This window comes from Pantoea sp. QMID4, assembly GCF_030270445.1.
GTDB lineage: Bacteria > Pseudomonadota > Gammaproteobacteria > Enterobacterales > Enterobacteriaceae > Pantoea > Pantoea vagans.
Map to the genome: position 1 here is coordinate 1 of NZ_BSXL01000014.1, position 12,247 is coordinate 12,247.

Genomic DNA, 12,247 nt, shown 5'->3' on the forward strand with positions numbered 1-12,247 from the left:
ATTACGCTTTCCTCCTGCAGAGTCAACCTCTTTCTCAGAAGTTTTTCTCCGGCGGCGCAGTCTCCTGTGCCTCTCAACCCGTTTCCCGTTGCCGGTGTGCCGTGTCGATGGAGGCGCATTATAGGGAGTTTCCTCAGGCTGACAAGTGTTTCTTCGAATTAATTTACTGAGCGCATCTTTTTTAAACGAACGGCTTAAAAAGAGACGTTTCATGGCCGAATAACGCACAAAAACAGCGATCAAACGTTGTAAAGAGACCTGCCGTTGTGGAATGCGGGTGCTATTATTTTGCTTCTTCTCGCAGGATAACCCCAGGAAGGACACTCAATGATAAAATCCTCGCGCAGCATGGCCGGTTTGCCATGGATAGCGGCTATGGCCTTTTTCATGCAGTCACTCGACGCCACTATACTGAATACTGCCTTGCCCGCTATCGCCACCAGCCTCGACCGTTCTCCCCTGGCCATGCAATCCGCCGTTATCAGTTACACCCTCACTGTCGCGATGCTGATTCCGGTCAGCGGCTGGCTCGCCGATCGCTTTGGCACGCGCAAGGTATTTATCATTGCGGTTTTGCTGTTCACCCTCGGCTCGCTGGCGTGTGCGCTCTCACCGACGCTTTCGGTGCTGGTTATATCGCGAATCGTACAGGGCGTGGGTGGCGCAATGATGATGCCGGTCGCACGACTGGCGCTGCTACGCGCCTATCCACGCAGTGAATTGCTGCCGGTGCTCAATTTCGTCACCATGCCAGGATTGGTTGGCCCGATACTGGGCCCGATGCTGGGCGGTGTGCTGGTGACCTACGCGACGTGGCACTGGATCTTCCTGATTAATATCCCGATAGGCATTCTCGGCATTATCTACGCACGCAAATATATGCCGGACTTCACCACGCCCAGGCGCCGCTTCGACTTTCTGGGCTTCATACTGTTCGGGGCTGGGCTGGTATTGATCTCGATTGGGATTGAGCTGTTCGGTGAGCGGATTGTTTCCGCCTGGCTGGCCGGCGGGATATTACTCAGCGGCATTGTGCTTTTACTTATCTATATAGTGCATGCCCGAAATCACCCGTCGCCACTCATCAACCTGCCGATGTTTAAAACCCGGACCTTCTCGGTTGGCATCGGCGGCAACATTGCATCACGTCTCGGTACCGGCTGCGTCCCCTTTTTAATGCCGCTCATGTTACAGGTTGGCTTTGGCTATTCAGCTATTATTGCAGGCTGCATGATGGCGCCTACCGCCATTGGTTCAATACTGGCGAAGTCGACGGTGACACAGCTGCTACGCTGGCTGGGCTACCGCCGCCTGCTGGTCGGCATCACCGCTATTATTGGCATCCTGATCGCCAGCTTCTCTCTGCAGTCGCCTGCTGAAAGCATCTTTGTGCTGTTGCTTCCGCTGTTTATTCTCGGCATGGCGATGTCTACGCAGTTCACCGCTATGAACACCATTACTCTGGCCGACCTGGATGATGATAATGCCAGCGGGGGTAACAGCGTGCTGGCCGTGACGCAGCAGTTAGCGATCAGTTTTGGTGTGGCCGTTAGTGCTGCGGTACTACGCTTCTATCAGGCGTTTGAAACCAGCACCATTTCACAGTTTCATGCCACGTTCCTGACCATGGGTATCGTCACCGTGCTTTCGGCGCTGACCTTTATGCTGCTGAAAAACGGCGATGGCCGTAATCTGATTACGAATCGCGACCGGAAGAAAAAACGTTAAACTGAGCCACGTACCACCAGCTCCGGCGTCAGCACCAGCGTTTGCTTGCTGGCGTCGGGATCGCTGAGACGATGAATTAAGGTATCTATCGCCAGTTCACCCAGCGCATCTTTGGGCTGGTGAATCGTACTCAGTGGCGGAGTGAGATAGCGCGCCAGTTCAATATCGTCATATCCCATGACTGCCATCTGCTGCGGAACCTGCATGCCAGCCTGATAGAGGGCATGATAAACACCCACTGCCATCGCATCGTTACTGGTAAATACCGCTTCCGGCAGCGTTTCCAGCGCCAGCAACTCGACCATCCCGTTGTAGCCACCCTGAAATTCAAAGTCACCATTCACGATATAGCCAGGCAAAATCTCCAGTCCACTCTTCGTCATGGCGTTGCGATAACCTTCCAGGCGCATACGGGCCGGGGTTTTATCCTGGGGACCGGCGATACAGGCGATGCGGGTATAGCCGCTGTCGATAAGATGCTGAGTGGCCAGCTCGCCGCCCAGCAGCGCGTTATCCTGAATGATGTCACCGCGACCCTCAAACGGTGCCCAGTCCATCATCACCGCAGGTATAGAGGGATAACGATTCAGGATGTCTGCCGACGGCAGATGACTTTCAGTACACATGATCAGCAAACCATCGACACGCTTCTGCATCAGCGTTTCCAGGCTACGGTTCATCCGCTCCTCATCTCCCGCCGTATTACAGAGAATCAGGCTGTAGCCACGCTGATAGCAGCTCTCCTCCACGCCCCGCACCACTTCGGCATAAAAAGGGTTACTGCTGGTAGTCAGCAGCATACCGATAGTGTGCGTCTGATTGATTTTCAGACTGCGTGCCAGTGCAGAAGGAGCATAGTTAAGATGACGTATCGCCTGCTCAACTTTTTCCCGCACGCCTTCACTGACAAAGCGATTGTTATTAATGACGTGCGAGACAGTGGAAGTAGAGACGCCCGCCAGGCGAGCGACATCTTTCATGGTACTCAAGCGCTTAGCCCTGCTGCTGCAAAAAGTCATCGATCTCCGCGCGCCACGGCACGGAGGGCTGTGCTCCCGAACGGGTAACAGCAATCGCGGCGGCGGCATGAGCAAATCGCACCGCGTCATACATCGGCTTCTGCTCCAGTCGTGCGGTAATAAAGGCACCGTTAAAGGTGTCGCCCGCCGCAATGGTATCAATAGCTTTAACGCTGAAGCCTGCAATACGCCGACCGTCTCCCTGCTCGCTCAGCCAGACACCGCGGCGACCCAGCGTAATCAGTACCGTGCCGATGCCTTTCGCATGCAGTGCTGCTGCCGCGCGGGCCGCATCTTCATCATTGTTAACCGCAATGCCGGTCAGACTCTCTGCTTCGGTTTCATTCGGGGTAATAATATCGATCAGTGCCAGCAGCTCATCGGAGAGAGGGGTAGCGGGTGCCGGATTGAGAATAACCTGCGTCTGATGCTGCCGGGCAAATGTCGCGGCGGCCAGCACGCTCTCCAGCGGTGATTCCAGCTGCATTAAGAGTGCATCGGCATCGGCAATAACCTGCTGATGACGCGCCACGCAATCGGGCGTTAGCGCCGCGTTTGCCCCGGAGTAGATACCAATATTGTTCTCACCGTCACCGTTGACGAAAATCATCGCCACACCGGTCGACTCGCCCTCAACCACTTCTACAGGCGTGGTATCAATATTGTCCTGTGCGAGCTGCTCACAAATACGTTCGCCAATGTCGTCGGCGCCCACACAGCCAATAAAGGCGATATCGGCACCCGCACGACCCGCGGCGACCGCCTGATTCGCGCCCTTACCGCCAAACGCAACCTGATAATTCTGCCCGATCACCGTTTCACCGGGACGAGGGAAGTGCGCCAGATTAAGGATGTGGTCAGCGTTAATGCTGCCAAGAACGGCCAGTTTTGCGTTTTTGCTCATTAGGGGAGTCCGGAATAAGTGCGCCACCGGGAGGGTGGCGCGGTGCCCTGCTTTTCTTTGAGTTATTGAGTGACCAGCTTCAGGTCGACCGGATTGATCGCCTTCACTTTTTCACCCTTCAGCACTTTATCAGCGGTGTCCACGCCGATCATGCCAATTTTGTCTGGCATCTGTGCCACGGTCGCAGACAGTTTGCCAGCTTCTACGGCTTTCACGCCATCAGCAGTGCCGTCAAAACCCACCACGATCACACCGGTTTTTCCGGCAGTCTGCAGCGCACGCAGCGCACCCAGCGCCATTTCGTCGTTCTGAGCGAATACCGCCTGAACGTCCGGGTGTGCCTGCAGCAGGTTCTGCATGACGTTCAGACCTTTGGTACGGTCAAAGTCAGCTGGCTGGCTGGCGAGGATCTGGAATTTATGCGCATCAGCGGCCTGTTTGAAGCCTTCGCCACGTTCACGGGCGGCAGAGGTTCCGGCAATGCCCTGCAGCTCAATAATTTTGGCATTTTCGCCGACTTTTTTGGCGATGAAGTCACCGGCCATTTTACCGCCGAAGCGGTTATCGGAAGCAACGTGGCTGACCACGGTGCCCTGTGCCGCAACGCGATCCAGCGTGATGACAGGAATGTTCGCCTGGTTAGCCATCTTCACTGCGTTACCCACGGCATCAGAGTCAGTCGGGTTGATCAGCAGCAGCTTAGTGCCGCGAACGGTCAGATCCTGCACGTTCGCCAGCTCTTTAGCCGGGTTGTTCTGTGAATCCAGCACCACCAGGTTATAGCCCATTTTGTCCGCTTCTTTCTGAGCACCCTCTTTCAGAGAAACAAAGAATGGGTTGTTCAGGGTTGAAACCACCAGCGCGATGGTATCTTTTGCCATGGCGCTGGTACTGAGCGTTGCGCCGAGGATCATGGCCAGTGCGGTTAAGTTTTTCATCTTATTATCCTGTGTAAGGTCAGAGTTATTTACTGCTTTTATTATCCACCAGCACCGCCAGCAGGATGACTACCGCTTTAACGATCATCTGGTAGTACGAAGAGACGCCCATCAGGTTCAGGCCGTTGTTCAGAAAGCCGAGGATCAGCGCGCCAATCAGGGTGCCGAAAATACGGCCTTTACCACCGGCCAGACTGGTTCCGCCTAACACGACCGCAGCAATCGCATCCAGCTCATAGCCGGTACCCGCTGTCGGCTGTGCCGAAGAGAGACGCGCCACCTCAATGGTGCCCGCCAGCGCCGCCAGCATACCGCTCAGTGAATAGACGATGATTTTGACGCGATTCACATTGATGCCTGAGAGACGCGTTGCCGCTTCGTTACCGCCAAGCGCATAGATATAGCGACCCAGACGCGTGTGCTGCAGCATGTACCAGGCGGCAATAAAGACCAGCGCCATCAGCCAGACCGGCGCAGGGATACCCAGCGGGCGACCAATGCCAAACCAGCCCAGCAGATCGGCATTGGCACTGAAGCCGGTGTTAATCGGGCTGCCGTCGGTATAGACCATGGTGACCCCGCGCAGCAGCAGCATCATGACCAGCGTGGCGATAAAGGCCTGAACCTTGCCGCGCGCCACAATGGTGCCGGTCAGGGCACCGATTGCCGCCCCCAGTGCCAGCGAAGCCGCCACCGCAACCAGGGCATTAATCTCCATGCCCACCAGCGATGCACCCACCGCGCCCGTCAGAGCCAGCAGCGAACCCACCGAGAGGTCGATACCGGAGGTCAAAATTACCAGCGTCATCCCGACCGCCATAATGGCGTTAACCGAGGTCTGCTGCAGAATGTTGAACAGGTTTGCCACGGTAAAGAAGTTCGGACTCTGGCTGGCCACCACGGCGATCAGCACCATCAGCGCAATCAGCGACTTCTGTTCCAGCAGCCAGCTTTTGCTAAACCAGCGACGGCTGGCCGGTAAAGTTTGGGTCGTCATACCACTAAATCCTCGCTGTGTTGCTTGCCTACGGCGGCTGCCATCAGGCTTTCCTGAGTGGCGTCTTCACGGGTAAATTCGCCGCTGATACGGCCTTCATGCATCACCAGAATCCGATCGCTCATGCCCAGCACTTCCGGCATTTCCGAAGAGACCAGGATGATGCTCAGCCCTTCGGCTTTAAACTGGTTAATCAGTTGGTAGATCTCTTTCTTCGCACCGACATCCACACCGCGGGTCGGTTCGTCCAGAATCAGCACGTTAGGACGGGTCATCAGACCGCGGGCAATCGCCACTTTCTGCTGGTTGCCGCCTGAAAGCAGGCCAATCGGCTGCTCCATAGAAGGCGTTTTCACGTTGAACAGCCGGATAAAATCGCCTACCGCCAGCTGCTCTGCCGCATGTTTCAGCGTGCCACTGCCGTGACTGAAATAGCCTAACGCCGTCAGCGACATGTTCTCTTTCACTGACATGCCCAGCACCAGACCATCACGCTTACGATCTTCCGAGATGTAGACGATACCGTTAGCCAGCCCGTCCTGCGGCGAACGCGTCACCACTTCCCGGCCATTGAGCCACATTGCGCCTTCACGACGCGGCAGGGCGCCATAGAGCACCTTCATCAGTTCAGTACGGCCCGCGCCCATCAGGCCCGAGATACCAAGGATTTCGCCTTTGCGAAGACTGAAGCTGACACTTTCCACGCCCGGTCCGCTGATGTTTTCTACTTTTAGACGCACGTCGCCGGGTGCCTGATCAAGATGCGGATATTGATCTTCCAGCTTGCGTCCGACCATCATCTCGATCAGGCTCTCTTCGGTCAGCTCGCTGACCGGACGTTCAGAAATAAACTGACCGTCGCGGAATACCGTGACGTCATCGCAGATCTCAAAGATCTCTTTCATGCGATGCGAGATATAGACGATGCCGCAGCCCTGCGCTTTCAGTTCGTTGATCACCCGGAACAGCGACAGCGTTTCGGTATCGGTCAGCGCATCGGTCGGCTCATCCATGATGATGACCTGCGACTCAAAGCTCAGCACTTTGGCAATTTCGACCATCTGCTGATCGCCAATCGACAAATCGCCTACCAGCTTGTGGCTGTTGAAGCGCAGATTGAGCCTTTTGAGCAGCGCATCGGCTTCGGCATACATACGCGGCCACTGGATACGGCCAAAACGCCCCACATATTCACGACCGAGAAAAATATTCTCCGCCACAGTTAACTGAGGAATCAGGTTCAGCTCCTGATGGATGATGCCAATGCCCGCTTCCTGAGACGCTTTCGGTCCACTGAAACGGGTCTCTTTGCCGAGCCAGCGCAGCGTACCGGCATCATATTGATAGATCCCGGTCAGCACTTTCATCATGGTGGACTTGCCTGCGCCGTTCTCGCCCACCAGCGCCATCACGCGTCCCGCACGGACATTCAGCGACGCCCCCTTCAGGGCTTTTACGCCCGGAAAGGATTTTTCAATGCCGTCGAGTTGCAGTAAAGGTTGCATAGCGGCCTCAGAAGGTCACACCGGCGCTGAGGATGACATTCGCAAACGGAGAACACTCTCCGCTGCGAATGACCGCCTGACTACGCTGCGTTTGTTGTTTGAATTGTTCATGACTGGTGTAGCTGATGGTGATGCTATTTCCCTGGTGCTGTTGCAAGGCTTCGAGCACGGCGACGAGCGCGCTATGAAGGTGCGGATTATGCTGCTTAATCTCCTCCGCGATCAGGGCGCTCTCTACCTGCATCTCCAGTGCGACAGCATTAACCACCTGCATAAAATCGGGCGTACCCGGCGTGAGTGCTAAGTCGATGCGCTGCGGTCCTGCCGGAATCGGCAAACCTGCATCGGCAATCGTCAGCGTATCCGTGTGTCCCAGGCGGGCAATCACATGTGAGAGTTCAGCGTTTAACAGGCGACCTTTTTTCATCTTTTCACTCCACAGCGAAACGTTTCGCTGTCTGGAGTGTATGAAAAGCCGCCATCAACTCAACCGGCAAAGAAGAAATCTGTGATCGCTATCGAAACGTTTCGCTCACGCGGGGGGAAATTTGCATTAAGGCGGGGAATGGGACGAAAAAAGGGCCGCGAATGCGGCCCGGCAGGGGGGAATTAAGGCAGTTTCTTAACCTGCTTAACGTCCATCTCAATGCTGTTGAAATCTTTATCCAGTTCACCCGTCAGCTCAACGTTATCTTTGGGCATGATCGTCTGGCCGTTCCAGTGCTTATGGTCGATTTCGACCTTCATGGTGCCCGTCTGATCGCGGAACAGATAATCTTCCTTGCCGATCTGTTTTTCCAGCTTGCCGCGTACGGTGATCCAGCTGTCATCTTTCATCTCTTCAGCCTGCTTCACGGTCACCACACTGGTGTGATCGGCACTGAAGCCGCCCTGACCGGATGCTGAAGGCGTCTGTGCGGCTGGCGCACTGGGATCAACAAATCCGCCCTGTTGTGCAGCAAAAACCGGGGCGGAAGCCAGCATAACGACGGCCAGAATTGCAGCGTGCTTTTTCATGGGGTACCCCTTTCTCAGTGATGTTTTCGGTTTGAATACGCCCAGTTGACCACAGAGTTCTTAACAGCTTCTTAAGCGTGAAAAATAAGCCATTTTCGCCGAAATCAGCTGTACAGTGATGAAGTTGCTTCGTATAAAGCGCTATCGGAACAGGGAGACGTGATGCGTATTTTACTGATTGAAGACGATCGCTTAATTGGCGACGGTATCAAAGCGGGGCTGAGTAAACTGGGCTTCAGCGTTGACTGGTTTACGTCTGGTGAGACGGGCTGTAACGCGCTGGAGGCCGCGCCCTGGGATGCGGTGATCCTGGACCTTTCTCTGCCCGAACGCGATGGACTCGATATCCTGCGGCAGTGGCGACAGCAGGGCAACGATGTTCCGGTCCTGATACTGACTGCCCGCGATGCGCTCGATCAGCGGGTTGAAGGCCTGCAGATGGGGGCCGATGACTATCTGTGCAAACCCTTTGCCTTAACCGAAGTGGCCGCGCGCTTACAGGCGCTGATCCGCCGCCGTCACGGTCAGCTGCAGCCCGAACTTCGTCACGGTAACGTGGTGCTGATCCCCGGCAGCCATAGCGTCAAGCGCGAGGGCGAAGCGATTGAGTTAAAAAGCCGTGAACTGGCGCTACTGGAACTCTTTATGCGCAATCCGGGCCGGGTGCTGACGCGCACCCAGCTGGAAGAGAAGCTCTACAGCTGGGATGCTGATGTCTCCAGCAATGCGGTGGAAGTGCATATCCATCACCTGCGTAAAAAGCTGGGCAGCGCGTTTATCCGCACGCTGCACGGCGTCGGATATACCCTGGGAGCCGCTGAATGCGATCAATGAGCCTGTTTTTGCGGCTGGGCATCGGTTTCGTGCTGCTGCTCGGCATCTGCTGGGCCAGTGCCAGCCTGAGTGCCTGGCATCAGACCCGCGAAACCCTTAATGAACTGTTTGACACCCAGCAGATGCTGCTGGCCAAACGTCTGCTCACGCTGGATTTCTCTTCGCTGGACAACACCACTTTGCCCCGAACCAAAGCGATGCTGCGGCACCATCGTGGCGATCAGGATGACGATGCCCTGGCTTTTGCTGTCTTTACCCGTGACGGAAGGCAGGTAATGAATGATGGCGATAATGGCCGCTATCTGCCGTTTGAGGCGGACTATCAGGGATTTCATGAAGGACAGCTCACCAATGATGATGATCGCTGGCGGTTTGTCTGGCTGACCACGCCGGACCAGAAGTTCCGGGTAGTCGTCGGTCAGGAGTCGGAATACCGCGACGACATAACTCAGGATCTGATGAAAGCCAGTATGCTGCCCTGGCTGATCGCGCTGCCGTTTATGCTGCTGTTGCTGATCGGCCTGGTCTGGTCTGAACTGCGACCGCTGAAGACGCTGGCGCAGCAGCTGGCGCAGCGCGCGCCTGATGACGATACGCCGCTGCAGGCAGACCGCGTGCCGAAAGAGGTACAGCCGCTGATGGTCGCGCTGAATGGCCTGTTCAGCCGCATCAGCGCCATGATGCAGCGTGAACGACGCTTTACCTCCGATGCCGCACATGAGCTGCGCAGTCCACTGGCCGCGCTGCAGGTGCAAAGCGAAGTGATCCAGCTGACCGCGGATGATGAAGTGATGCGAACCCATGCGCTTCAGCAACTGGATGCCGGTATTGTCCGCGCTACGCGGCTGGTGGATCAGCTGCTGACGCTCTCGCGGGTTGAAGCCGATGACGCACGCAGCGCCTTCGAACCGGTGGCGCTGAAACGCACGGTGCAGGAGACGATCGCCGCACAATTGCCGCTGGCGGATAAAACCGGCGTCACCCTGCGGCTGCACGCGGAGGCCGATCCGCAGATTCAGGGTCATCCACTGTTACTGGCGCTGCTGGTGCGGAATCTGCTGGATAACGCCATTCGCTATACGCCTGCGGGCAGCGAAGTCGATGTGCGGTTGCAGGCAAACAGCCTGTCGGTGGAGGATAACGGTGAGGGTCTGAGTGCTGCCGACCTGCAACGGCTCGGTGAGCGTTTCTGGCGACCGCCAGGTCAGGAGAAGAGCGGGAGCGGGCTGGGATTATCGATAGTGCGTAATATTGCCCAGTTGCATGGGATGCAGGTTACGTTCAGCCAGCGACCCGGCGGCGGCTTGTGCGTCACGCTACGCTGGTCAGCGCCCGCCCCGTAAGGCGGGCGCTGCCAATCAAATCTCGACCTGGGTGCCGAGTTCAATCACGCGGTTTGGCGGGATCTCAAACTGGTCTGGCGCACGGAGCGCATTGCGCTGCAGCGCCAGGAAGAGTTTGCCGCGCAGGCGCAGATACCACGGCCGTTTGCCGATGATCAGCGACTCATGTGACATAAAGAACGAGGTCTCCATCATGCGGCAGTTGAGTCCTTCCAGCCCGCAACGGTGGAAAATCTCCTCGACGTTTGGCGTCTCACGCCAGCCGTAGCTTGCCACCACCCGCCAGAAGGTCGGCGACAGCTGCTCAATGGTGACACGACGCACGTTGTGCACGTATGGCGCATCTTCAGTGCGCAACGTCAGCAGCACGACCCGCTCATGCAACACTTTGTTGTGCTTGAGGTTGTGCAGCATGGCAAACGGAATCACATTCAGGGCACGCGACATATAGACCGCTGTGCCCGGCACGCGAACCGGCGGCGATTTCTCCAGCGATGCGATCATTGCCTCCAGAGAGTTACCATGTTCATGCATACGGCGCAGCAGACGGAAACGTTCGCTTTTCCACGTCGTCATAATGATAAACATCACCAGGCCGAGACAGAGCGGCAGCCAGCCACCAGAGAAGATTTTCACCAGGTTGGCGGTAAACAGCGGCACGTCGATGCAGAGCATCAACACCAGGATGACGGCGACCGCCAGCTTATTCCAGTGCCAGTTTTTAACCGCCACGGTGCAGGAGAGCATTGCCGTCAGCACCATGGTGCCGGTCACCGCAATACCGTAGGCCGCAGCCAGATTACTTGAATGCTCAAAGCTGATAATCACAATCAGCACGGCGAAGTAGAGCACCCAGTTGATCACCGGAATATAAATCTGGCCCGATTCGCGCTCAGAAGTGTGGATGATACGCATCCCTGGCAGATAACCCAGTCGCACCGCCTGACGCGTCAGCGAGAAGACGCCGGAGATGACTGCCTGTGAGGCGATAACGGTGGCCAGCGTTGCCAGAATCAGCATCGGGATTAGCGCCCAGTCCGGGGCCAGCAGGAAGAAAGGGTTTTTAATTGCTTTAGGATCGCTGAGTAACAGCGCGCCCTGACCAAAGTAGTTCAGCACCAGCGACGGCAGCACCACCGAGAACCATGCCAGCCGAATCGGCACTTTACCGAAGTGACCCATATCGGCATAAAGCGCCTCGACCCCGGTAATCGCCAGCACAACTGCACCGAGGGCAAAGAACGAAACGGACTTATAGTGCAGGAAGAATTCCACCGCATAGGCAGGATTCAGCGCATGCAGCACGTCCGGGTTTCGCATGATGCCCATGACACCCAGGATCGCCAGCACCAGAAACCAGACCAGCATTACGGGCGCGAAGAGTTTGCCCACCATACCGGTGCCATGCTTCTGAATGGCAAACAGCAGCGTCAGCACCGCAATCGACATCGGCACAATAAAGGGATCCAGCGACGGCGCTGCAATCTCAAGGCCTTCTATGGCGGACATCACCGAAATCGCCGGCGTGATCACTACCTCTCCATAGAAGAAGCTGCCACCAATCAGGCCCATGATCACCAGCACCGCCGTGGCGCGGGCACCCGTATGGCGACCTGCCAGCGACATCAGGGTCAGAATCCCGCCTTCCCCGGCGTTGTCGGCGCGCATCACATAACTGATGTACTTCAGTGAGACCACCAGCACCAGCAGCCAGAAAATCAGCGACAGAAAGCCAAATACCGCTTCCCGCTCAACGCCGAAACCAAACTGTCCGGAGAGACATTCACGCAAGGTATACAGCGGACTGGTGCCGATATCCCCGTAAACAACACCAATAGCGGCCAGCGTTAATCCGCGAAGTGACTGCTTATTATCCGAGCTCATAGAGTTATCTTTTGTTGGAGTCTAAGAGGTGCAAAAACCCCTCGCTCAGGCCATCAAAAAGCGCACAGTATGCACGGT

General features: G+C 56.4%; 11 protein-coding genes and 1 pseudogene. 3 read left to right on the forward strand and 9 right to left on the reverse strand.

Translation table 11 applies throughout. The annotated features are described in order from the left end of the window. Positions 1-324: pseudogene (locus QSK07_RS22145) on the reverse strand (hypothetical protein); the annotation flags it as partial. A gap of 3 nt (positions 325-327) precedes the next feature. On the opposite strand from QSK07_RS22145, the gene mdtD reads away from it, so the two are divergent. Beyond that, entirely contained in the window at positions 328-1,728 is a 1,401-nt protein-coding gene (mdtD, locus tag QSK07_RS22150; protein ID WP_285723231.1) for a multidrug transporter subunit MdtD, read from the forward strand. Here the strand turns inward: mdtD and rbsR are convergent. From rbsR to QSK07_RS22185, 7 genes are all read right to left on the reverse strand, one after another. After that, entirely contained in the window at positions 1,725-2,717 is a 993-nt protein-coding gene (rbsR, locus tag QSK07_RS22155; RefSeq protein WP_502921734.1) for a ribose operon transcriptional repressor RbsR, read from the reverse strand. The genes mdtD and rbsR overlap by 4 nt on opposite strands. A gap of 4 nt (positions 2,718-2,721) precedes the next feature. Further along, positions 2,722-3,651 carry a ribokinase gene (rbsK, locus tag QSK07_RS22160; RefSeq protein ID WP_285723232.1) on the reverse strand — a complete coding sequence of 310 codons (930 nt, stop codon included), beginning with the start codon at positions 3,649-3,651 and terminating at the stop codon, positions 2,722-2,724. Positions 3,652-3,713: 62 nt separating this feature from the next. Beyond that, a complete protein-coding gene (gene rbsB, locus QSK07_RS22165; protein ID WP_285723233.1) occupies positions 3,714-4,589 on the reverse strand; it encodes a ribose ABC transporter substrate-binding protein RbsB in 876 nt (291 codons plus the stop codon). A 25-nt stretch (positions 4,590-4,614) separates the two neighbouring features. Then, complete coding sequence (gene rbsC, locus QSK07_RS22170; RefSeq protein WP_285723234.1) at positions 4,615-5,586, reverse strand: ribose ABC transporter permease; 972 nt, start codon at positions 5,584-5,586, stop codon at positions 4,615-4,617. Beyond that, positions 5,583-7,091, reverse strand: a complete 1,509-nt coding sequence (gene rbsA / locus QSK07_RS22175) for a ribose ABC transporter ATP-binding protein RbsA (RefSeq protein WP_285723235.1) — start codon at positions 7,089-7,091, stop codon at positions 5,583-5,585. The genes rbsC and rbsA overlap by 4 nt, the downstream gene beginning before the upstream one ends. Positions 7,092-7,098: 7 nt before the next feature. Beyond that, the gene (gene rbsD / locus QSK07_RS22180; RefSeq protein ID WP_098051969.1) at positions 7,099-7,518 is read right to left on the reverse strand and encodes a D-ribose pyranase; all 420 of its coding nucleotides are present in this window, start codon (positions 7,516-7,518) and stop codon (positions 7,099-7,101) included. A gap of 182 nt (positions 7,519-7,700) precedes the next feature. Further along, positions 7,701-8,108 (reverse strand): YgiW/YdeI family stress tolerance OB fold protein, encoded by a 408-nt coding sequence (locus QSK07_RS22185; protein WP_275222216.1) that lies wholly within the window; start codon positions 8,106-8,108, stop codon positions 7,701-7,703. Between the two features lie 162 nt (positions 8,109-8,270). On the opposite strand from QSK07_RS22185, the gene qseB reads away from it, so the two are divergent. Both qseB and qseC read left to right on the forward strand, forming a co-directional pair. Continuing rightward, on the forward strand, positions 8,271-8,942 hold the full coding sequence (gene qseB / locus QSK07_RS22190; RefSeq protein ID WP_285723237.1) for a quorum sensing response regulator transcription factor QseB: 672 nt from the start codon (positions 8,271-8,273) through the stop codon (positions 8,940-8,942). Continuing rightward, a complete protein-coding gene (gene qseC, locus QSK07_RS22195; protein ID WP_098051966.1) occupies positions 8,930-10,285 on the forward strand; it encodes a quorum sensing histidine kinase QseC in 1,356 nt (451 codons plus the stop codon). Before qseB ends, qseC begins: the two co-directional genes overlap by 13 nt. 15 nt (positions 10,286-10,300) lie before the next feature. Here the strand turns inward: qseC and kup are convergent, their stop codons facing one another. Further along, positions 10,301-12,169 (reverse strand): low affinity potassium transporter Kup, encoded by a 1,869-nt coding sequence (gene kup, locus QSK07_RS22200; protein WP_013359553.1) that lies wholly within the window; start codon positions 12,167-12,169, stop codon positions 10,301-10,303. Positions 12,170-12,247: the final 78 nt, after the last annotated feature.